Annotated in this window: 21 protein-coding genes and 1 riboswitch; of the genes, 11 read left to right on the top strand and 10 right to left on the bottom strand. The window is 69.1% G+C overall.

Features of this window, described 5'->3' with window-relative positions; all coding sequences use genetic code 11:
• The first annotated feature begins 129 nt into the window (after nucleotides 1-129).
• From ACM6LU_RS25300 to ACM6LU_RS25275, 6 genes are all read left to right on the top strand, one after another.
• Nucleotides 130-897, top strand: coding sequence for an IclR family transcriptional regulator (locus ACM6LU_RS25300; RefSeq protein ID WP_414940251.1), 768 nt, complete (start codon nucleotides 130-132; stop codon nucleotides 895-897).
• 13 nt (nucleotides 898-910) lie between these two features.
• Nucleotides 911-2863 (top strand): glycerol kinase GlpK, encoded by a 1953-nt coding sequence (gene glpK / locus ACM6LU_RS25295; RefSeq protein WP_414940250.1) that lies wholly within the window; start codon nucleotides 911-913, stop codon nucleotides 2861-2863.
• Nucleotides 2864-3031: 168 nt separating this feature from the next.
• A complete protein-coding gene (locus tag ACM6LU_RS25290; protein ID WP_414940249.1) occupies nucleotides 3032-3301 on the top strand; it encodes a hypothetical protein in 270 nt (89 codons plus the stop codon).
• Nucleotides 3302-3607: 306 nt separating this feature from the next.
• Nucleotides 3608-4045, top strand: coding sequence for a hypothetical protein (locus ACM6LU_RS25285; protein ID WP_414940248.1), 438 nt, complete (start codon nucleotides 3608-3610; stop codon nucleotides 4043-4045).
• Between the two features lie 11 nt (nucleotides 4046-4056).
• The gene (locus tag ACM6LU_RS25280; RefSeq protein ID WP_414940247.1) at nucleotides 4057-4602 is read left to right on the top strand and encodes an isochorismatase family protein; all 546 of its coding nucleotides are present in this window, start codon (nucleotides 4057-4059) and stop codon (nucleotides 4600-4602) included.
• Nucleotides 4603-4630: 28 nt separating this feature from the next.
• On the top strand, nucleotides 4631-5143 hold the full coding sequence (locus ACM6LU_RS25275; protein WP_414940246.1) for a VanZ family protein: 513 nt from the start codon (nucleotides 4631-4633) through the stop codon (nucleotides 5141-5143).
• On the opposite strand, the gene ACM6LU_RS25270 is transcribed toward ACM6LU_RS25275, so the two are convergent.
• The 3 genes from ACM6LU_RS25270 to ACM6LU_RS25260 form a co-directional block, all read right to left on the bottom strand.
• Nucleotides 5107-6798, bottom strand: coding sequence for a flavin monoamine oxidase family protein (locus ACM6LU_RS25270; RefSeq protein WP_414940245.1), 1692 nt, complete (start codon nucleotides 6796-6798; stop codon nucleotides 5107-5109). The genes ACM6LU_RS25275 and ACM6LU_RS25270 overlap by 37 nt on opposite strands.
• Entirely contained in the window at nucleotides 6795-7550 is a 756-nt protein-coding gene (locus ACM6LU_RS25265; RefSeq protein WP_414940244.1) for a carbon-nitrogen hydrolase family protein, read from the bottom strand. Before ACM6LU_RS25265 ends, ACM6LU_RS25270 begins: the two co-directional genes overlap by 4 nt.
• Before the next feature lie 118 nt (nucleotides 7551-7668).
• Nucleotides 7669-7917, bottom strand: coding sequence for a hypothetical protein (locus ACM6LU_RS25260; protein ID WP_414940243.1), 249 nt, complete (start codon nucleotides 7915-7917; stop codon nucleotides 7669-7671).
• A gap of 104 nt (nucleotides 7918-8021) precedes the next feature.
• Between ACM6LU_RS25260 and ACM6LU_RS25255 the strand changes: the two genes are divergently transcribed.
• Nucleotides 8022-9272, top strand: coding sequence for a cation:proton antiporter (locus ACM6LU_RS25255; protein WP_414940242.1), 1251 nt, complete (start codon nucleotides 8022-8024; stop codon nucleotides 9270-9272).
• 2 nt (nucleotides 9273-9274) lie between these two features.
• On the opposite strand, the gene ACM6LU_RS25250 is transcribed toward ACM6LU_RS25255, so the two are convergent.
• Together ACM6LU_RS25250 and ACM6LU_RS25245 are read right to left on the bottom strand one after the other, a co-directional pair.
• A complete protein-coding gene (locus ACM6LU_RS25250) occupies nucleotides 9275-9784 on the bottom strand; it encodes an SRPBCC family protein (protein ID WP_414940241.1) in 510 nt (169 codons plus the stop codon).
• Between the two features lie 98 nt (nucleotides 9785-9882).
• Nucleotides 9883-10518 (bottom strand): DUF4230 domain-containing protein, encoded by a 636-nt coding sequence (locus ACM6LU_RS25245; protein ID WP_414940240.1) that lies wholly within the window; start codon nucleotides 10516-10518, stop codon nucleotides 9883-9885.
• Between the two features lie 110 nt (nucleotides 10519-10628).
• Between ACM6LU_RS25245 and mptB the strand changes: the two genes are divergently transcribed.
• Complete coding sequence (gene mptB, locus ACM6LU_RS25240; protein ID WP_414940239.1) at nucleotides 10629-12068, top strand: polyprenol phosphomannose-dependent alpha 1,6 mannosyltransferase MptB; 1440 nt, start codon at nucleotides 10629-10631, stop codon at nucleotides 12066-12068.
• Here mptB and ACM6LU_RS25235 read toward each other — a convergent pair.
• Nucleotides 11972-12517 (bottom strand): SRPBCC family protein, encoded by a 546-nt coding sequence (locus tag ACM6LU_RS25235; protein WP_414940238.1) that lies wholly within the window; start codon nucleotides 12515-12517, stop codon nucleotides 11972-11974. The genes mptB and ACM6LU_RS25235 overlap by 97 nt on opposite strands.
• A 59-nt stretch (nucleotides 12518-12576) precedes the next feature.
• Between ACM6LU_RS25235 and ACM6LU_RS25230 the strand changes: the two genes are divergently transcribed.
• Nucleotides 12577-13158, top strand: coding sequence for a TetR/AcrR family transcriptional regulator (locus ACM6LU_RS25230; protein WP_414940237.1), 582 nt, complete (start codon nucleotides 12577-12579; stop codon nucleotides 13156-13158).
• Nucleotides 13159-13468: 310 nt separating this feature from the next.
• Nucleotides 13469-13536, top strand: a riboswitch (guanidine-III (ykkC-III) riboswitch).
• A gap of 11 nt (nucleotides 13537-13547) precedes the next feature.
• Entirely contained in the window at nucleotides 13548-13862 is a 315-nt protein-coding gene (locus tag ACM6LU_RS25225) for a DMT family transporter (protein ID WP_414940236.1), read from the top strand.
• A gap of 282 nt (nucleotides 13863-14144) precedes the next feature.
• On the opposite strand, the gene ACM6LU_RS25220 is transcribed toward ACM6LU_RS25225, so the two are convergent.
• The 3 genes from ACM6LU_RS25220 to fxsT form a co-directional block, all read right to left on the bottom strand.
• Nucleotides 14145-15467: an alpha-lytic protease prodomain-containing protein gene (locus ACM6LU_RS25220; protein ID WP_414940235.1), complete on the bottom strand. Its 1323-nt coding sequence runs from the start codon at nucleotides 15465-15467 to the stop codon at nucleotides 14145-14147.
• A gap of 132 nt (nucleotides 15468-15599) precedes the next feature.
• Nucleotides 15600-16583 carry a LysR substrate-binding domain-containing protein gene (locus ACM6LU_RS25215; RefSeq protein WP_414940234.1) on the bottom strand — a complete coding sequence of 328 codons (984 nt, stop codon included), beginning with the start codon at nucleotides 16581-16583 and terminating at the stop codon, nucleotides 15600-15602.
• 271 nt (nucleotides 16584-16854) lie between these two features.
• Nucleotides 16855-19824, bottom strand: coding sequence for an FxSxx-COOH system tetratricopeptide repeat protein (gene fxsT, locus ACM6LU_RS25210; RefSeq protein WP_414940233.1), 2970 nt, complete (start codon nucleotides 19822-19824; stop codon nucleotides 16855-16857).
• Nucleotides 19825-19858: 34 nt separating this feature from the next.
• On the opposite strand from fxsT, the gene ACM6LU_RS25205 reads away from it, so the two are divergent.
• Nucleotides 19859-20284: a hypothetical protein gene (locus ACM6LU_RS25205; protein WP_414940232.1), complete on the top strand. Its 426-nt coding sequence runs from the start codon at nucleotides 19859-19861 to the stop codon at nucleotides 20282-20284.
• Nucleotides 20285-20426: 142 nt separating this feature from the next.
• Here the strand turns inward: ACM6LU_RS25205 and ACM6LU_RS25200 are convergent, their stop codons facing one another.
• The gene (locus ACM6LU_RS25200) at nucleotides 20427-21614 is read right to left on the bottom strand and encodes a cation:proton antiporter (protein ID WP_414940231.1); all 1188 of its coding nucleotides are present in this window, start codon (nucleotides 21612-21614) and stop codon (nucleotides 20427-20429) included.
• Nucleotides 21615-21659: the final 45 nt, after the last annotated feature.

The raw sequence follows: 21659 nt of genomic DNA, 5'->3' as shown, positions 1-21659 counted from the left end.
GTTGCCCTGCTGAAGCCGAAGTTAAGTTCACGGAAACCCGGGGTCAACGGACCCCGGTCGGCATTGTCGAACACCCGGGGACGATGTTCGACATTGTCGAATCAGGGCCGGTCGGGCTACGGTTGTACCGTGCCCGGTCCGATCCAGTCCATCGAGCGCGCCGCCGCGATCCTGCGGCTGCTGGCGCGTGGTTCGGGGCGTCTCGGGGTCGGTGAGATCGCCGATTCCCTCGAACTCGCCAAGGGAACGGCGCACGGGATCCTGCGCACGCTGCAGGGTGTCGGGTTCGTCGAACAGGACCGTGACAGCGGCAAGTACCAGCTCGGCGCGGCACTGCTGCACCTGGGCACGAGCTACCTCGACGTCAACGAACTCCGCTCGCGCGCGATCAACTGGGCCGACGCGCTGGCCGCGCGCAGCGGCGAGGCCGTCCGGATCGGCGCTCCGCTGGAGGGCCGGGTCCTGGTGGTGCACCACGTGTTCCGGCCGGACGACAGCCTGCAGACGCTCGATGTCGGCACGCTCCTGCCGTTGCACGCGACCGCGCTCGGAAAAGTACTTCTGGCCTACGACACCGGTCTCGTGGCATCGTTGCGCACCGGCGGGCCGGAGGCCTACACCCGCCGGACCCTGGTCACCCAGACCGCTCTCAAACGCGCCTGCGGCAAGGTGCGCGAGGCGGGCTGGGCGAGTGAAAACGGCGAGATGATCACCGGCGAGGCCGGGATAGCGGCGCCGATCCGCGGCCACGGCGGCATCGTGGTCGGCGCGATCGGGGTGTCCGGCGCGGCGGAACGGATCTGCGAGGCCGACGGCAGCCCGATCCCGCGGCTGCTGGGCCACGTGCGCGACGCGGCACGGGCGGTCTCCCGCGATCTCGGCGCGTCCCGATGGTGATGGAGGTGCTCGCGTGGTCCACCGCTACGTGATGTCGATCGACCAGGGCACCACCTCGACGCGGTGCATCCTGTTCGACGCACGCGGCAGGCTCGTGTCGGTCGCACAGCGCGAGCACCAGCAGCACTTCCCCCGGCCGGGCTGGGTGGAGCACGACGCGGCGGAGATCTGGCGCAACGTCGGCCGGATCGTGCCGCAGGCGCTGGCCGACGCCGGCGCCGAAGCCGGGCAGGTGGTCGGCCTCGGCATCGCGAACCAGCGTGAGACCACCGTGCTGTGGGACCGGCACACCGGCAATCCGGTCGGGCGCGCGATCGTCTGGCAGGACACCCGCACCGACGCGATGCTCGAACAACTCGCCCGCGAGCCGGGCGCCGACCGTGTCCGGCGGCTGTGCGGGCTGCCGCTGGCCACGTATTTCTCCGCGCCCCGTATCCGGTGGATGCTCGAAAGGGCCCCCGGCCTGCGGGAACGCGCCGAGCGCGGCGACGTCCTGTTCGGGACGGTCGAGAGTTGGCTGATCTGGAACCTGACCGGCGGTCCGGAGGGCGGCGTCCACGTCACCGACGTCACCAACGCATCGCGCACCATGCTGATGAACCTGCGGACGCTGTCGTGGGACGACGAACTGCTGGAGTTCTTCGACGTCCCGCGCGCGATGCTGCCGGAGATCCGGTCGTCGACCGAGGTGTACGGGACGACCTCGCGCGTGGTGCCCGGGATCCGGATCGCGGCGGCGCTCGGCGATCAGCAGGCGGCGTTGTTCGGCCAGACCTGCTTCGCGCCCGGTGAAGCGAAATGCACGTACGGCACCGGCAGTTTTCTTCTGCTCAACACCGGTCCGACGCCGGTGCTCTCGACCCACGGAATGCTGACCACCGTCGGCTTCAAGATCGGCGACGAGCCCGCCGTGTACGCGCTGGAAGGCTCGATCGCGGTCACCGGGTCGCTGGTGCAGTGGTTCCGGGACGGGCTCGAACTGATCGGCAGCGCACCCGAGATCGAGACGCTGGCCCGCACGGTCGAGGACAATGGTGGCTGCTACATCGTGCCCGCTTTCTCGGGCCTGTTCGCGCCACACTGGCACAGCGAGGCGCGCGGCGTGATCGCCGGGCTGACGTCTTACATCACCAAGGGGCACCTCGCTCGCGCCGTGCTGGAGGCGACAGGCTGGCAGACACGCGAGGTCGTCGACGCGATGAACGCCGACTCCGGGCTCGCCCTGTCCACGCTCAAAGTGGACGGTGGGATGACCGCGGACAACCTGCTGATGCAGTTCGTCGCCGACGTGCTCGACGTACCGGTCGTCCGCCCGATGGTCGCCGAGACGGTGTCGCTGGGCGCGGCGTACGCGGCCGGGTTGTCGGTCGGGTACTGGCCGGACCTGGAGGGCTTGCGCCGTAATTGGCACCGCGCCGGGCAATGGCTGCCGTCGATGAACCCCGCCCGCCGCGACAGCGAGTACGCGCATTGGCGGCAGGCCGTGGAACTGACGTTCGGCTGGATGCGGCCGGGTCCGACGGCTGCTCCCCCGGGGTCCGACCTGGTCGAGGTCGTCCTTGCCGACCACCGCCGGATCGAGCAGCTGTTCCGGGACCTCCGCAACGACGAGGCCGACCGTCCGGCACTGGTCGCGGAGCTGTCGGCACTGCTGGTCGCCCACGTCACCGCCACGGAACGGATTGTCTCTCCCGATGCGACGGAGAGCGGTCTCGCCGCCGAGTTGCTGGCGATCCTCGAACCCGACGACTTCGAAAAAGCGTTGGTGTCGCTGGAGAATTCGGTCGACACGCATATCCGTTCGGAAGAGCGCGGACTGCTGAACGAACTCCGGCGCACCATGTCCACTTCGGACCGGACGGGTCTCGGACGGGCTTTCGTCGCCGAACGGCAGCGCCAGTTGGATTTGGACTGCGGCTCCCCCGCGCACGTCCGCGAGCAGGGGCCACGGCTGCGGCTCTCGTGACTCACCGGTAGGGCGTGCTAGCCTGTCGCCGTGCAGCGCTGGTCTCGACTCGTACTCAAGCGCGCCGGCTGAACCAGGTCGCCGGCGCGCATTCCGGCGACCCCTCGATACGGGGTATCCCGGGACCTGGCCCTCTTGGCCGATTCGTCCCGTTTCTTGGAGACCACGATGTCGCTCACCACGTTCCAGGTTCCCGCTCCCCGCTCGTCCCTGATGGTCCGCCGCCGGATCGCCACCTACTTCGTCGGCGGCGTCGAACAAATCCCCGGCCTGGTCGACGCGCTCGGCTGCCTCGTCCACGAACTGTCCGTCGACGTTCGCGACGGGGTCCGGGAAAGCACCATGACCTGCGCTGTCCTGCTCGGAGAGGACGAGGTCGAGCCGCTACTGGACAGGCTGCGGAGCTTGCCCTCGGTCGTCTCCTCCGAACTCACGTGACGCCCCCTCGGCGCAACCAGTCGCCTAATTGCGAGGGTCCGGGTCGTGAGTGGCGATTCGGGTTCTATTGAGGGGTAAGGCAAAGGTGGCGCCGGTTGAGGGGTGTGTGGAAATAGGGACACTCAATGTCCCTATTTCCACACCCCCCCTTCCGGATCTAGTGGTCACAGGAAGTTCTCGTGCGGGACTGTGTGGGACGCGGTCCGGCAGCGGGACCGGTCACCGGCACCGCGCTCGCATATGACCCCCGGTCGCCGATCACCGGGCACGGCGATGGGCCTGGTTCGTTCGTCGAACATGGTGTCGATGTCCAGAGACGATCATCGTGGTCTGTTCCTGAAGCCGCTGCGAGAAGCGAGCAAGACAGGCGCCGACGGGTTCGACCAGCACTTCGGTATCCCGTCGGCCTTCCACGACCGGCCGTGGGCGGTGCCGTGGACGTGCACACGACCGGACTCGTCGGGGAGGGCGACCGCTACATCGTGGTCATCCTGTCCAGTTTGCCGAAGGCACGGATCTCGGCGTGGCGACGGCGACGGCTACCTCGGCGGCCGCGTCCCCTGGTTCCCCGGCTGGAAAAGTGACTTCGGTGGCATTTTCGACCGTCGTCCTGAAAGCGCTTACAAGAAGCTTGGCAAGCCAGGCGCGCGGAGCCGCCAAAGCGGCTCCGGTCTGCGCTTCGACGGCACCGGGGTGCCGCGGCTGCTCATCCCGGAGGCCGAATCGCCCGCGGCGCTGCCCTAGGCTTTCTGGATATGAGAGCCGCGCTGCTGATCGTCGACATGCAGGAATTGCTCGTTCCCCTGGTCTGGCGCGGCGAGGAACTGGCCACCCGGATCGCCGCGCTGGCGGGCGAGGCCCGCGAGCAGGGGGTTCCGGTGATCGCGCTGAGGCAGATCGGCGCCTCCGGCACCGACTTCGACCCGGCGTCACCGGGTACCCGGCTCAGCCCGCTGCTCGGCCTCGAACCGATCGACGTCGTGGTCGAGAAGACGGCGACGGATTCGTTCTACCGGACCGGGCTGGCGGCGCTGCTCGTCGAACGGGGCGTGGACACGGTGGTGCTGACCGGACTGGCGACCGACTACTGCGTCGACGCCACCGCCCGGTCCGCGCAGAGCCACGGCCTGGACGTCGTACTGGTCGGCGACGGCCACGCACCGTCGGCCGACGGCGATCCCACCACGGGCTTGACCGCCGAGCAGGTCATCGCCCGGCACAACCTGATCCTGGGCACGGCGATCCATCCCGGCGGGCGGTTACGCGTGGTGCCCGCGGTGGAGGTCGAGTTCACCGCCTGAGCGGGGGTGATCGTAGGATCGGCCGGCCATGATCACGAACTTCCTGCTCGACCACTCGGCGCTCGTGCCGGTGGCGATCCTGCTGGTCGCGCTCGTCTGTGCCGTCCTCGGTCACCTGCTCGCGGGCAGGCGCCGGATCCTGTGGGCGCTCACCGGGGTGTCCCTGGTGCCGGTCTTCGCGCTGGCGCTGGTGCCCACCGGCAGGACGGTCGGCGAGGTCCTGTGCACGGTCCAGTTCTCTCTGCCCACACTGGGCGCGGTGGAACTCCTGGCCAACGTCGCGCTGCTCCTGCCACCGGTGTACTTCGCCGCGTTGGCGTCCCGGCGCCCGCTGACGACGCTCGCCGTGGGCTCGGCGCTGTCCGCGGTGGTCGAGACCCTGCAGGCCCTCGTGCCCGCGATCGGCCGTGCGTGCGACACCAACGACTGGCTGATGAACACCCTCGGCGCGGTCCTCGGCGTTCTCCTGGCCGCCGCCACGGCCCGACTCACGAACCGCCGGGCTCAGTCGGGCAGTTCGATGGGCGCGATGTCGTCGTAGACATCGCCCGGCCCCGGATTCGCCGGGTTGGTCTCGCCGCCGAAGTGGTTCAGCACGCCCCACACCGCGTTCAACGCCGTCTGGACGGCGCCTTCGGCCCAGCCCGCCGTCCACGAAACGTCGTCGCCCGCGAGGAAGAGGCCGCGGTGACGCGCTTCGAGGCCGTCCTGCATGAAGTGCGTGAACAGCCGGTGCTGGTAGCGGTAGTGGCCGGGCAGGTTGGCCTTGAACGCGCCCATGAAATGCGGTTCGGCCTCCCACGACACGGTCACCGGGTCGCCGATGATGTGCCGCCGGACGTCGACGCCGGGATAGATCTCCCGCAGCGACTGGAGCATCACCTCGACACGCTCGGAGATCGAGAGCGGCAGCCACTTCAGCGAATCATCGGCCCAGGTGTAGGACAGGCAGATCACCGCGGGCGCGTCCGGGTCGTCGCCGAGCAGGTAGGTGCCGCGCGGCATGCGGTCGGTCAGCGTCATGCTCATCGTGTCGCGGCCGGTCTCCGGGTCCTTGTCCAGCCAGAACGGCCGGTCCACCGGGACGAAGACCTTCGACGACTCCATGTAGTGCGTGCGCTCGATCGCGGTCCAGTGATCGATCGGGAACAGCGCCTCGTCGCATTCGATCTTCGACAGCAGCATCCAGCTTTGCGCGGTGAACACCGCCGCGGGACAGGTGCGGATGCGGCCTTCGGTGTCGGTCACGGTGATGTTGTTCGGCGCGGTGCGGTGCAGCCTGGCGACGCCGGGGTTCGGGCTTCCGCCGTGCAGTGAGCTCAAACTCGTTCCGGCGGGCCAGAACGCGATGTCCTCGGGCGCGTGTTCCCACAGCCGCGACGGAAGCTGCCTGCTGCCGCCGACGATGCCGCGGTGCTCGTCGTCGGCGCCGGTGTAGACCACCCGCAGGATCTCCAGGATGGAGTTCGGGAAGTCGGTGTCCCAGCCGCCGGTGCCGAAGCCGACCTGGCCGAAGATCTCGCGGTCGCGGAAGGAGGCGAACGCGGGTGAGTCGCAGAGGAAACCGTAGAACGTCTGGTCGTCCAGCCGCGGCACGAGTTCGTTCCACAGCCGCTTGATCGTCTTCGTGTCGCGGGCCCGGATCGCGGTCTGCATCTCGGTGAACGCGGCCTGCTCGGTCAGCGTGCTGTCCCAGGCGGCGGCGACCTTGCCGAAGACGGCGGGGAGTTCGTCCGCCGTGCGCGCGTAGTGGCTCTCCCCCTTGAGATCGACGACGGTGCTCGGCGTCCCCGGAGCCAGCGGGTTCGGGAACGGCGCCGTCTCCAGACCGACCTTGTCGATGTAATGGAAGAGCGCGGTGGACGCGGGCGGGAAGCGCATCGCGCCCATCTCCGCGACGACGTCGTCCGGGCAGCCGGGGAAGTTCACGGTGCGCAGGCGGCCGCCGATCTCGGCGATCTCGTACACGACCGGGCGCAGGCCGAGTTTCATCAGTTCGTACGCGGTGACGATGCCGGAAAGGCCACCGCCGATCACCGCCACCTCGGTGCCGTGGCGGTCTGCCGGGACCGAGCCGAGCCCGGCCGGGTCGGCGAGGAAATCGTCGTAGGCGAACGGGAAGTCGGGGCCGAACATGGTGATCGGACGGCCGGCGGGTTCGTCGTGGTGGATCGCGGTCGGGAGGGCGGAAGTCATGCGGAAAGTCCTCGGTACAGCTCGGGCCGTCGGTCGGCCAGGTGGGTGTTTTCGGCGCGGGAAGCGAGTAGCGCGGCCCGGTCGACGTCGGCGCTGATCAGCTCCGGACCGGCGCCCGCGCGGGCGAGCACTTCACCGGTCGGGGCGACGACGCAGGACCGGCCGCAGTAGGTCAGTTCCTGTTCGGTGTCGCACCGGTTCGCGTAGACGACGAACAGCTGGCTTTCGTAGGCGCGGGCGGGCACCAGCGTGTCGGCGACCAGTTCGTACGGGCTCATCAGCGCCGTCGGCACCAGCAGCAGTTCGGTCCCGGCCAGCGCGTGGGCCCGCACCAGCTCGGGGAACTCGACGTCGTAGCAGATCACCAGGCCGACGGAGACACCGCCGAGATCGGCGCGTACGACCGCCTCGGTGCCCGGGTCGAACCAGGAGCGGTCGATGTCGCCGAACAGATGTGTCTTACGGTAGTTCGCCAGACCTCGGCCGTCGGGACCGATCAGCTGGACGCTGTTGTAGACGTGGGCGCCGTCGCGTTCGGGATAGCCGTAAGCCAGCGCGACGCCGGTTTCCGCGGCCAGCGCGGACATCCGCGCCGCCGTCGGGCCGTCGGCCGGTTCGGCGAGCTCATGGGAACGGGCGCCGATGTGGTAGCCGGTGGTGATCATTTCGGCGGTGACCACGAGATCGGCGTCCGACGCCGCGACCGCGGCGGGGAGTTCGGCGTAGGAGCCCTGGTGGACAGCGACCTTCATACCGACGACGATATCCGCCGTCCCGGTGTGCCGATAAGGCCGAATCGTTGCGCATAAGCTTGCTATACTCCTGATTCAGTGCAGTCCAAGGCACTTCAGCGGCGATTCGTTGTCTGGCCTACCCGCCCGGCAATGACTCCTCCACCTGGTCGCCGGCCCAGCCGAGCGCCGCGATGGAGGACAACGTCGACACGTAGGTACCGCTGACGTGTGGTCGTCGAGGTAGACCAGCACTTCGCCGATGACCGGCGACGGCTCGCGATTCGTACTGGTCTTTGCCCCACCTACGCCAGCGGCGAGGCGATGCCGAGCTGCCGAGGTCTGCCGCCTGCGGCGGCTGCTCGGCGGTGCCACTGTGGACACCCATCCGTACCGGCCCGCCTCGGGCATCGAGCTGACAGTCCACAAAGGACATCAAAACGGCTGAGCCACGTCCGGTTGCGCGGGGTCCGGGGCGGGTACTCCGCGCGAATGGAGATACTGCTCGCCGGAGCCGGCGTTCTGGCGCTGTGTGCCGCGGTGCTGCCGAACTTGCTGCACGAACGCGCGCTGTCGATGCCGCTGGTCCTGCTGGTGGGCGGGCTGGTCTTCGGACTGCTCCCCATCGGGCACCCTTACGGCCAAGGCGTGCTCGACCCCCGGTCCCATGTGGGTGCCGTCGAAGTGATCACCGAACTCGGTGTCCTGGTGTCCCTGGTGGGCGCGGGGCTGAAATCGGACCGGCTGATCGGCTGGAAGTCGTGGAACTCGACATGGCGGCTGCTGGCGATCACGTTGCCGCTGTCGATCGGCGCGGTGGCGCTGCTCGGCTGGTGGGCGCTCGCCCTGTCCCCGGCCGCCGCGTTGCTGCTGGGGGCCGTGCTGTCGCCGACCGACCCGGTGCTGGCGAGCGACGTGCAGGTACCGGCGCCGCATACCGAGGACGGGCGAGGCTCGGACAACGAGATCAGGTTCACGCTGACCTCGGAGGCCGGGCTCAACGACGGCCTGGCGATGCCGTTCGTCCTGCTGGCCCTCGTACTGGCCGGAACGGCGAGTACGTCTCCGGTGCCGTGGCTGCTGACCGAGGTCGTCGGCCCGCTCGCGATCGCCGTCGTGGTCGGCCTCGCCTGTGGCTGGCTGCTGTCCTGGCTCATGTTCCGGGTGCGGCACGACCGGCTGCGCCTGGGTGAGTACTCCGACGGGCTGGTGGTGCTGGCCATCGCCTTTCTCCCGTTCGCGCTGTGCGAGTGGCTGGGCGGGATCGGTTTCGTCGCGGTGTTCGCCACCGCCGCGACCATCCGCGCCAGCGAGCGCTCGCACGACTACCACGGCGTGCTGCACGAGTTCGGTGATCAGCTGGAACGGCTTTTCGTCGCGCTGGCCTTGCTCGGTCTCGGCTTCGTTCTGGGCGACGGGCTCCTGGCGGGTCTACGGCTGGTCGAGGTCCTGGTGGCGGTGGCCGCGGTGGTGGTCGTGCGCCCGCTGTTCGGCGGACTGGCCCTGATCGGCGGCAACACCACGCGTCCGGCGGCGACGGCGATCGCGTTCTTCGGCATCCGCGGGATCGGCAGTCTCTACTACCTGTCCTACGCGCTCGGACACGGCGACTTCCCGATGGCCGACTCACTGTGGCGCGTGACCGCGCTCACGATCGCGGTATCGGTCCTCGTGCACGGTCTCCTGAGCGGCCCGGTGATGCGCAAGCTGGAAGACCGGGGAATGCAGAATTTCGGAACCTGACGCTAATCGCGTCGCCAGTCCCTGCCCTCGGCCCGGGCCTTCATCCGCTGCAAGGTGATCGCGATGTTGGCGCGGTTGGCCCCGGCACGGTCGGACTGGCCGGTGATGAAGATGGCGATCGGGACGAACCAGGGCGGCATCCACAGCCAGTTCGTCACGGTGACGCGGCTACCGTCCCCTTCGGACCGGATGTCGTACTCCCAGCGCGAAATCGGCACCCGGAACTGTGTGCGCACCCGGTAGGCGAATCGGCGCCCGGGCTCGGCTTCGATGATTTCGGCGTGGGTCACCCAGTGCCGCCAGCCGTTGCGGTTGCTGCCCGCGAACCGGTTCCCGACGGCGGCCTCGGTCGCACCGCGGATCCAGCGAGCCTTACGAAGCTCCTCAGCGCACTCCGCCATCGCGACGGGGTCACTGACCAGCCGGTACACGCTCTCGGGTGAAGCGTCGACGGTGACCTCACCCGAGGCGAGCGGCTTACAGATCAGGCCGTCTTTCGGCTTCGTCACCATCGTGCCTCCCATTGTCACCGTGAGCCCACCAGCACGAGGTCGCACGGTCAAGGGCAGAGTGGCAATTACCGCACGTACGCGCAATTCCCGGCCGCCGGTCAGATGGCCGGATCCGCCGGGAACGTCACGCGGAAGCCCAGTGCCTGCAGCATCCCCGTGAGCATCGCCTTGGTGTTGACCTTGGCGCGTTCGAGGAGGCCGGAATGTTGCGCCGCTTCGGCGATCCGCTTCTCCGCGGCGACATAGAACTGCTGCTGGTCCGGCACGGAGACGAGCGCTCCGAGCCGGTCGATCAGGCCGCGCTCCTGGCCGAAGACGTAGCTGCGCGCGTTGTCCAGATTAGGTTTCGCCAGCTGAGGTTCGGGCAGCCGTACTTCGACCGACTTCCGGTCTTCCGAGACGGTGAGCGCGTTCTCCACCAGCGAGCCGAAGTCGACGTAGGCGTCGACCGAGCCCGCCGCCACGAACAGGGTACGTTCACCAGCGATGCTCGCGGGCACCCATTTGACGTCCTTCTCGATGTCGACGATGACCTGGTAGTCGCCGACAGCCGCGTGATACTGGCTGAGGTCACGCATGGCCTGCAGCACCGCGGGCTGCGAGCGGTCCACAGTGGACGTTCCGAACGGGTTGAGCTTCGACAGCAGCCCGGTGAACTGCAACGCAGCACCGACGATCAGCAAACCGACCAGGGCGAACGCGCCGAGACGCACCCAGCGTTTCTTCACGCCCATCACCGCCTCTCCAGCGCGGGGATACCCAGCGGACGCGGTCTCGAAGCGTCCCGGCCGGTTTCTCGGACGATCGGCGGAACCGGATTTCGCAGTTGGAGTAGTTTGGCCGCATGCAAACCGTCTTGCCCGCGCCGGAGAAGGCCGGGCTGAACAGCTCGGCGTTGCACTGGGCGGGTTTCCTTGGAATCGCGGTACTGGTGCTGGTCACGTCCGGCATCGGACTGCCGTCGGTGCTGGTGGTGGCGCTGGGCGTCACCGGGATGGCCACCCTGGTGCTGTCCTGGCTGGGCATCGGACGGCTCGCCGCCGGACTGCCCGAGCGGCGGCTGTACTGGATCGCGGTCTCGTGGTGCGCGCCGCTGCTGGTCGCCCGCCCGCTGTTCAGCGGCGACATCAACAGCTACCTGGCGCAGGGACTCATCGCGGCGAAGGGGTTCGACACCTATCTCGTGGGGCCGGCGGAGGCACTCGGCGCCGACTCGCCGGTGACGCTGGCGGTCAGCCACTACTGGCGGGACACGCCCGCGCCCTATGGACCGGCGTTCGTCGCGCTGGCCCGCGCGATCGCCCACATCGCCGGGGAGAACTTCGTCCCGACCTTGCTGCTGCACCGGCTGCTGGGGCTGGCCGGTATCGCGCTCTTGGCGTGGGCGCTCCCCCGGCTCGCCCGCCGCGTCGGCGTCTCGCCGTCGATCGCGCTGTGGCTGGCCCTGCTCAACCCGCTGGTGCTGTGGCACATCGTGGCCGGCGTGCACAACGACGGGCTCATGGTCGGGCTGATGGTCGCCGGACTGGAACTCGTCCTCATGGGAGCGGCGAAGACCGGCGCCGCCCGGCCGTCGCTGATCGCGGCGGGCGTGATCGCGGTAAGCGCCGCCGCGAACATCAAGATCGTGGCCGTCGCGGGTCTGCTGTTCGTCGGAGTCGACCTGTTCCGCCGGGCGACGCCCACCGGCCGGGTGGCGGTGGCGCTCGGGCTGCCCGCCGGATTCGCCGCGGTCACCGTCGCGATCTCGGTCGGCAGCGGGCTCGGTTTCGGCTGGGTCCGCGTACTCCCCGGCGTTTCCGGCCAGGTCCACAGCTGGATGGCGCCCACCAACGAACTCGGCTTCCTCGTCGGCGGCGTCGGCAAGATCTTCGGCGCCGACCTGACCGACGGCGCGATCAAGGTGTTCTCGCTCATCGGCGCGATCCTCGGCCTCGCCGTCGGGGCCAGGCTGCTGTGGCTCACCTACCGGGAGAAGATGCACCCGCTCTACGGCGCGGGACTGACCTTCGCCGCGATGCTGGTACTCGGGCCGGTCGTGCAGCCGTGGTATCTCCTGTGGACGATCGCGCTGCTCGCCGTCAGCCTCACCGCCGACCGCGGGCGGTGGATCCTCGCCGGGATCAGCGCGGTGTTCGGTGTTCTGCTCCCGCCCGCGAACGGTGGTGCCGTGTCACTGGCGCTGGGCTACCTGATCGCCGTCGTCCTCCTCGGCGGGACCTTGTTCGCGCTCAAGCGGAAGAACCTCTTGCCGGAGATCAGGTTCCGCAGGAGCCGGACGTAACGGCCCCATGTCGCGGGCTTCCGGACCGTGCCGGTGAGTTCGCGCTCGGCACGGTCCAGGCAGTCTTCCAACAAGGCGTCGTGCATTGGCCGCCAGAGCAGCGGGTAAGTGAACCAAGCGGGATGCCGGAGCCGCAACACCATGAGGTGTACGAGTTCGGTCTCCCCTGTTTCCGCCGCACGCAGGGTGAATTCGTGGAAACCGTCGAAGCCGCGGGGCGCGGTGAACCGGAACCGGACCGACCTCCCCGGTTCGTAGGATTCGACGAAATACCGCACCGGCCCGTGTCCGCCGTCGGCTCCCACGCCGAGCGGCCGGTCGAACCGCACCGGCGGCCACAAGTCGACGGGCCAGAGCCTGTCGTCGTCCCCGGCCAGCGTGTCGATCAGCGCTCCGACACGCTCCGGTGCCGCAGCGACCAGCCGGGAATGCCTGTTCCATACGCGCATCGCGCCTCCCAGTTCTAGAGACCTTCCCCTAAAACCATAGTAGAGGATAATCTCTGAAAATGGGACGGCCACCGCGGCACACCGCCGACGACTTCCTCGACGCCGCGGTGCGGCTCTTCGCCGCCGACGGGGCCGCCGGGGTGACCATGTCGGCCGTCGCCCGCGAGGTCGGGGCGCCGAGCGGGTCGATCTACCACCGGTTCCCCGGACGTCCGGCCCTGCTCGCGGCCGTCTGGCTCCGCACCCTGACCCGCTTCCAGCAGGACTACCTCGAAGCCTTGGAGCAGGAACCGCCCCTGGAGGCCGCCATCGAAGCGGCGGCGCAGGTCGTCCGCTGGTGCCGCGTCCATCCGGCCGAGGGAAAATTGCTCTGCGAGGGCAATCGCGCGCTCGGCGTCGACGACTGGAACGACGAAGACCGTGCCCGCGTGGACGAAGCCAACCGCCGGCTCGACGTGGCGATCACCAAAGTCGTGCGACGGCTGCGCCCGCTGACCGGCCGGAGCACCGACGAACTGATGCTGGCCCTCGTCGACCTCCCCTACGCCGCGGTGAGGAGGCATCTCGACCGCGGCGAGGCACCGCCGCCGCGCACCGTCGACCTGGTGGCCAGGACGACCCGCACGCTGCTTTCGGGCTGAGCTCAGGCCCAACCGGGATCGCGACGGAGAACTCCCCGCCGTCGATCAGGCCGAGCGGAAGGCGGGCCGTCGGACCGGGTGGCCGCCCGCACCTGGTGGCGATGGTCAGCGGCAGGCAAGGCCGGGTTCGCGAGCGCTTGGGCGCTGACCGGTTTCTCGGTGTGGAACTGGGTTTGCTCGTTTGGTCGACATCCGAAGTGCTGGCGGGACGCCAAAACTGAAGCTACAACCGTCCACAGTGGCACGTCCGCGTCGGTGATCCTCGTCAAACCGGCGGGCGCCCTACACCGGCGGTGTGCGATCCTGGGTACGGAACCTCGTGATCGAGGTCCCCGGACGAGTGGGTGCCGTACCCGGCCAGCGACAAGACGGCGCTCTGGGAGCGCGTCATGTCCTGGCTTGTGCTGATCGTTTCGGGTGTCCTGGAAGCCGTGTGGGCCACCGCCCTCGGCAGGTCCGAAGGACTGTCCCGGCCGACGCCGTCGGTGATCTTCGGCGTCACGCTGGTGGCGAGCATGGTGGGTCTCGGTTACGCGATGAAGGATCTCCCGGTCGGCACCGCCTACGCGGTCTGGGTCGGAATCGGGGCGTCGCTCACCGTCGGCTACGGCATGTGGTCGGGCGCGGAAACCGCTTCACTGGCCAAAATTCTGCTGATCGTGGGGATCGTCGCCTGTGTGGTGGGGCTGAAAGTCCTGCACTGAACCCATTTGTCGAGGGGTAAGGCAAAGGTGTCGTGTTCGGGCGCGATCCCCATGCCGGACCGCGTCCCTCACAGTCCCGCGCGACAGTCCCTGTGACCACCGGATCTGCGACGTGAAGGACGCCATCCCCGCATGCCACGCGGGGAAAGCTCCCTTCGCCGCACGAGACGCGGGGAAAGTCCCCTTCAGCCACCGGAAAAGGGACCGCCCCCGACGCACGGACGACGTCGGGGGCGGTCGGGTCCGGGCGCACCCCTGCGTGTGGCCCGGACGGCTAGACGGTCAGGAGCGCGCCCAGAGGGCGGGGACGTTCGGCGGCTCCCAACCGGTCTGAGCGGTGTGGCCCTGCAGCGCCCGGTACGAAACGCCGTTGTAGGTGACCGTCGCACCCGCGGCGTAGGTGGTACCGGCGGCCCAGGTTCCGGTGGGCGGGTTCGACGTCGTCGTGTTGGTCGGCGTCGTGGTGGTGCTGGACGGCGGGTTCGAGCCGGAGGTCACCAGGCGCAGGCTGTAGACGCTCAAGATCTCCGAGATCGGCTGGAAGTAGAACGTGCCGCCCGAACTGCAGTTGCCGGAACCGCCGGAGGTGACGCCCTGCGCCTGATCGCCCGCGAGCCACGAACCACCGGAGTCACCCGGTTCGGCGCAGGCGCTGGTCCGGGTGAGACCGGAAACGGTGCCCTGCGGATAGTTCACCGAGGCGTTCTTCTGCTGGATGGTGCCGCAGCGCCAGCCCGTCGTGGACCCGGAGCGGCAGACCGAAGCGCCGATCGCGGCCTCCTGCGAACCCGCCACCGGCACGGTGCCCGGGTAGCGGTTCACCAGCGGGCGCGGGGTGTTGCCCGCGTCCACGCGGACCCACCCGTAGTCGTTGCCGGGGAAGCTGGAGCCCGCGACGGTCCCGCTCGGGTTCGAGGTCCGCGTTCCGGTGGTTCCACAGTGGCCGGCGGTCACGAAGCCGCCCTCGACCGAGAACCCGATCGAGCAGCGGCCCGAGCCGAACGTGTAGGCGTTGCCGCCGATGACGTCGATCAGCGGAACCGGGCTCTCGGTGCTGGCCTCGACCCGCACCGCGTCGGCCCGCACGCCGGAGGCGGTGGCCCACGACTTCGCGGCGGCCTCGGTGCCCGCGTTGGCCAGGACGACGATCGAGTTGGTGGCGGCGTCGACGTACCAGCCGGGCACGGACTTCGGCGCGCTGGTTCCCTTGGCGTCCAACGACAGCTTCGCCGCGTCGAGCTGGGCGGCGCTCCGCGCGACGGTCTTCGGGGTCGCGCCCGCCGCGCGGACCGTGCCCTCCAGTGCCGCGTCGGTGACCGCGACGGTCAGCGTGGTCCCGGCCGCGTCCAGCCACGATCCCGCGTAGGACGAACCGAGCCGGGTCTTGAGGGCGCTGTCGGCGCGGGCCGCCGTCTGCTCACCGGCGAGGCGGGTCCTGGCCTGATCAGGACTGATCTTGAGGTCGCGCGACAAGGCCGCGACGATCTCCTGGTCGGCCGCCGGGGTGGTCTGGCCCGCGCTGGCGCTCGGCGTCAGCGCGATGGCCGTGACCAGGCCGGCGCCGGTGATGGCCGCCGCGGCGGCCGCTACGATCTTTCGGTTCATTGGGCGCTTCCTCAAGACGGACCGGAAGGGGATCTCGTCCCCGACCGTACGAGGCGCCTCAGGCAAAAGGTACATACCATTTAGGTCATACCTACCCCAATGGACTGGACCTATTGCCAGGCTTGGCGCAGGTCAGCGCACCCCGGCGTCCGTGTAGTCGACACCATAACCCGGGTTCAACTCGAGGTACTTCGAGTAGGTCGGCCGCCGGTCGATCAGTTCGCCGTACACCGCGCGGGACAGCGCGATCATCTCCGCGGCGAAGGGCCCCATCTCCCCTCGCTCCGACCAGCCGACGAGATTTCGCCAGCTCAGCGGATTCCCCGCGATCGGGACGGCGACGATACCCGGGATCTCGTGGAACAGCGGCTGGCACAGCACCACCGCGTGTCCCGATTCGACCATCTCGATACAGGTCAGCACATCGGTCTCGTACAGCGAACGCGGCGTGAACCCCGACCTGGCGCACGCGGACGCGAAACAGTCGCCGAAGCAGCCGTCTCCCGGGGTCGCGCACCACCGTTCGTCCGCCAGCGCGCCGAGTTCCACCTCGTCGTGCTGGGCACGCTCGTCGCGCGCCGACATCAGCACGAACACCGGATGATGCGCGAGCGTCCGCCACCGGACGCCGGGCTCCGGCGGCGGCGCGGCGTCACCGCAGACGCCGACGAAGGCGAAGTCCAGCGCGCCCTCGGCGGTCATGTCCGCGAGTTTGTTGGCCGACCACGAGGTATGCGTGGCGACATGGATGTCGGGATGAGTGGTGCCGAGACGCTGCAGGAGCGCCCCGAGCATCGGTCCCGTCGCCGAGCCGAGCCGCAGGGTCACCGGCTCGGCGGTGCCGGTGTGCTGGGCGAGGCGTGCCGCCTCGTCATGCAGGGACGACACGGCGGGGAGCACCATCTTGGCCCGGTCGAGGACGAGGAGGCCGAGCGCGGTCGGCCGGGTCCCCGTGTGATCGCGCAGGAAGAGCTTCCCGCCGAGCGTCCGTTCGATGCGCTTCAGTTGTGCGGTCAAAGCGGGCTGCGCCATTCCGAGCGTGTTCGCCGCTTTGGTGATACTCCCGAGTTCGGCGATCGCGCACATGATGCGCAGGTGGCGCAGTTCCAGCTCCATCCCTCTACGTTAGAGCTGTAACTGGACTGGACCAAGTGAAGAAATGCTCCGAATGGCTTCGCGTCGTTCCGGCACCGGCGGTACCCGGGCGGGGTTTCCGGTACCCGCCAGGGGCCTGACCAGGCACTAACACCCGGAAGCGTTCCAGCGGCCGTCAAATGCCATCGATGTCAGGAATTCGGCACCGGATCCCGTGAACGTGAAGGAATCCCGGACGAGAGGGGCGCATCCGGCGGTCGCCGGGGTGGCCGTCGCGAGCGACGGAGCCTGATCAAGGCCGATCGCGCAGTCGGATCGCGGTCTCGAGATTCTCCCGGATCTTTTTGGTCAGACGATGGTCCGGGCCGAGCGCGCGCTCGGCGCCGGCCCGCGCCTCTTCGAACATCCTGATCGCCAGCGGCAGATCGCCCGCGGTTCCGCGGGCGTAGGCCAGATCGTTCCGTGAATTCAACGTGTCCTGGTGATCGTGTCCCAAAACCCGCTCCCGGGCGGCCAGAGTGCGTTCGTACAACTCGATCGCGCGGACCAGATCACCCGAGGTTTCATACGCTCCGGCCAAGTTGTTCCACGAAACTAAGGTTTCTGGGTGATCGCGCCCCAGGACGCGCTCACGATCCGCCCGCGTCCGCTCCTGCAGTTCGACCGCGCGGGCGAGCTCACCGGCGGACTCGCACGCCCCCGCGAGATTGCCCCGCGACACCAACGTGTTCGGATGGTCCGGCCCCAGCACACGCTCGCGATCCTTCAACGTCGCCTCGAACAGCATGACAGCGCGCTTCGCGTCACCCATCGACCAGTGGAGGTAGGCCAGATTGTTCCGATAGAGCAAAGTCTCCGGGTGGTCGGATCCCAGCACCCGCTCGCGATCGGCGAGCGTGGCTTCGTGCAGCGGGATCGCCCGCCCGGCATCCCCCACCACTTCGTATGCCATGGCCAGGTTGTTCCGGGAGAGCAGCGTGTCCGGGTGGTCCTTCCCCAGCACGCCCTCACGGCCCTCCAGCGTCTCCTCCAGCAGCGAGATCGCCTGCCTCATGTCACCGGCGGCGTGGCGGGCGGCCGCCAGGTTGTTCCGGTAGCTCAGGGTGTCCGGATGGGCGGGCCCCAGCACCCGCTCGCAGTCCGCCAGCGCGGCCTCGAACAACACGATCGCTCGCCGCACGTCGCCGACAGCCTGGTACGCGGAGGCCAGCGTGTTCCGGGCACGCAAGGTGATCGGATCGTCGACGCCGAAAAGGCGTTCACCGGCGTCGGCGGCGCGGGCCGCGAACGCGATGGCCGTCGCGGGGTCGCCGTGGCCGAGGACGTAGAGGCTGAGGCTGTTGGCGAGGTGGCAGAGCGGGCCGGTGTCGACGTCGGTGTGGTCGAGCAGCGCCCGGCCGTGGGGCAGCACGGCTTGGAAGACGGGCCAGTGCGCGGGCAGGCGGGGGTCGGCCGCGTCGAGCGCGCGAGCGAGCCTCCCGGCGGTGGACTCGCGAGCGTGGTCGATGTCCTCGGGGCGGCGGTACGGGTCGGCGGGGTCCGGCGTCCGGGTCACGGCCTGCACGAGGCGGTGGACCTGGATCGTGTCGACGTCGAGGGTGATCATGCTGTAGGCGGCGAGCCGCCCCAGTGCCTCCGACAGCTCCGGTTCGTCGCCGTCGTCCTCCAGCAGCGATCGGGGGATGCGTTCGGGAGCGTGCCAGGCCAGCCTTCGCAACAACTTCGCGGCGAGAGGGGTGTCCGCGAGTCTGTCCAGGGTGACGTGCCAAACCCGGGCCACGGCGCGCTCCGCGTCTTCGGTCTCGGCGGTCCAGGCGAACATCTTCGCCGGGTACCTGGCGAGCAGGTCGAGGTAGCGGGCCGGGGTCATCCGGTTCTGCGCGAGATAGGCCGCGGCCTGTTCCACCGCCAAGGGCAGCCACCCGAGCTCCGCGCAAAGCCGGTCGCCGTTGGCGAGCACCGCGTCCGGCCACTCGGCCCGGACGAGCCTGCCGAGCAACTCGACCGCCTCGTCCGGTTCCAGTACGTCCAGTGGCACGGTACTGACGCCTCGCCAGCCGGTGCCCCGCCTGCTGGTGATGAGGATCGTGCCCGTCCGCACCCGCTCCAGCAGCCCGCCGGCGTGCGCGAGATCGGTCAGGTTGTCCAGGATCAGCAGCCAGCCGGTGTGCCCGGCCAGCCAGCCAACGGCCCGTTCGGTCCGCTGTTCCCAGGACAGACCCGCGGCCTCCGGGGACAGCGCCACGGCCAGCTCCGCCAGACCGTTGTCGATCGCCGACGCCGAGTCCGCCGTCAGCCACCACACGGCCGAAAAGCCCGCCGAGCGCAGTTCGGCGAACCTCGCGGCCAGGCTGCTCTTGCCGACACCGCCCAGCCCGTGTACCGCAACCACCGCGACCCGGTTGTCGGCCTTCACCGTCTCCGCCAACCGGTCCAGCTCGGCCGTCCGCCCGACGAAGGCCCTGCCGCTCATGGGCAGTTTCCAGGCGGCGTGACGCGGCGGCGGGGTGTCGGTGTCCGCGAGGATACCGGCGATGAACCTCGAAACCTGGCCGTAGACAAGGGAATCGCGATCGGCGGGTTTGCAGATGCCGACGTGATCGGCGTCGACGGAGATCGGGCGGACACGAGGCAGACCGGGGTTGGCCGAACCCTCGTCGACCACCCGGACCCCTCTGGTCGGGTACGCCTCGAAGAACACCAGGTTCCGGATCCCGGACTCGTCGACCCAGTCGCGGTAGCGGTCGTTGAGGTGCCGCAGATGGGCGGTGTTGCGCTTGAGATCCTTCACCGCCGCGGTGGACCGGTAGACCAGTCCGAGCGCCTTGACGACCGCCGCCAGCCCCGAGCCGGTATGCGGTGTCCCCAGGAAGACCACCCCGCGCGCGGTCTTGGCGAACGCCGCGTACTCGGTGCGACCTTCGGCCGCGTGGAGCAGGATCTCCTTGGCCAGCAAGCCGCCCATGCTGTGGGTGACGAAACACAGCGGCCGTTCCCCGATGCCGACGTTCCGCAGCCGCGCCATCAGGTTCACCGCCCGGTCCTGCATGGGCATCGCCCGGCCCCGCCAGCCCGTCGACCAGGCCTCGTAGCCGACGGACCACACCGCCACCCGGTCGAAATCCTCGCCAAGCCACGCAGGCCAGAACGACGACGGCGACCCGCCCGCCCACGTCTTCCTGGCGTCCCCATCCAGCCCGTGCAGGAACACCACGTCCAGTTCGGCCGACTCCGGAACCCGGACCTTGAGGATCTCGGGCAATCTCCTACCTCCGGTTTCGTGGTGCCGTCACCGGATGTCGGCCGACCGGCGCTCACCGTTACGCGCGATAACGGTTCGGGAACGAGTGCCCGTCGGCTTGCCGCCTCTCGTAGAGTGCCTCTTTTCCGTGCCCAGGGGAGGGTTCGTGTACATCCACGCCAGACGCCGATCCATCAGTTTCAGCGGCCGGACGATCACGATCAAAGCCGCTGTCAAAGGACTCGGCGACAGAAAGCACACGTTCAGCGTCGGGAAGATCAGCGGCCTCGAGAACATTCCGCCGACGGCGTTCAAGCCAGGGAAGCTCGTCTTCGAAGTACCTGGCGCCTCGAAGGCGGTCGTCGAGGACGTGCCCATGTACGCCGACAAGGTGGACATGAACACCTTCACCTACGGCGGGATGAACTCCAAGCATGTGCGGGCACTCGAAGCGGCGATCAGGAAGGCGATGAGCGGCTGAGGCGGCTCGGCCGGCGAGTCGGAGTCGACGATGGAGGAATTGGGACGTTGACTGTCCCGATTCCTCCATCGTCACGAACCCCCAGCCCACCGGCCGCGGCGCGGACACTCCCCCGACGCGATCCGCTGCGCCTCCGCACGGCTCACGAAGTCTTCGACTTGCGGTTCAGGAACGCCGACGCTCCCACGCCGTGCGCGATCACACTCGCCAGCACCGTGACCGACATGACGCTCAACGCGACGTCCGCTGCGTCCCCGTCGAGTGAGTTGTAGGCCAGCAACCCGAACACGATCGACGCCGCGCCACGCGGCGCCAGCAGGCCGACGGTCATCCGGTCCCGCCACCGGAAATCGGTCCGCAGCAAGGTGAGCAGCACCGGGATCAGCCGTGCGACGGTCAGCGCGACGACGCTGACGATCACCACGCCCCAGGTGAGGCCGAAGGACAGCACCAGCACCGCGGTGCTGCCGAAAACGAACCACATCAGCAGCCCGCACAGCGAACTGACGTCCTCGGCCAGCCCGAGTTCGTCTTCGCTCGGGTGCCGGGCGGTCTTGTAGGCGATCCCGCAGATGAACGCGGCGACGAAGCCGTTGCCGCCGATCGCGACGGCGGCGGTGTAGGTCAGCAGCGGCAACGCGACCGCCGCGACCCGCGCGGAATGCCGCGTCGACCAGCCGTGCTTGCCCGTCACGTTCATCGCCACCGCGGCCACCGCGCCGATCACGGAGCCCGCCAGCACGGCCAGCAGCGCCGCGGGGACAGCGGCCTGCAGCGCCTCGCCCGGCGTGTTCGCCTGGTGATTACTCCCCGCGAGGGTGAGCGCGAAGATGAACACCGGGGCGACCACGCCGTCGTTGTAGCCGCTTTCGACGTTCAGCAGATGCCGCACGCGTTCGGGCACCCGGACGTCGTGCACCACCGACGTCGCCGGCGCGAAATCGGTGGGGGCGATGATGCAGGCGATCAGCAGCACCACCGTCCACCCGAGGCCCGGCAGCGCCAGCAGGCCGACGCCCATGACGATCAGGATGGTCAGCGGCAGCGCGATCAGCAGCAGCCGCACCGCGGTCTTGCCGTCGTGACCGAGGTAACCGCCCTTGACCGCGGTGGCGTCCACGAACAACAGCAGCGCGAGGATCAGTTCCGCGGCGTTGAGCGCGATCTCGGTGTTGAGCCCGTTGCCGAGGTCGTTGCGGGTGCTGAACCCGATCGCCAGCCCCGCCACGACCATCGCCATCGGAGCGGTGATCTGCCACCGCTCCAGCCGCGCCGCCGTCATCGTCCAGGCCAGCACGACGACCGTGCCGACGAGCACGCTCTGGATCATCTACCCGCCCTTCGTTCCCGGTGGACTCCCCTGCCACCGGGAACG

This window comes from Amycolatopsis sp. cmx-11-51 (assembly GCF_047608665.1).
GTDB lineage: Bacteria > Actinomycetota > Actinomycetes > Mycobacteriales > Pseudonocardiaceae > Amycolatopsis.
Note: the sequence above shows the minus strand (reverse complement) of the source record. Positions and strands in the feature narration are given on the sequence as shown.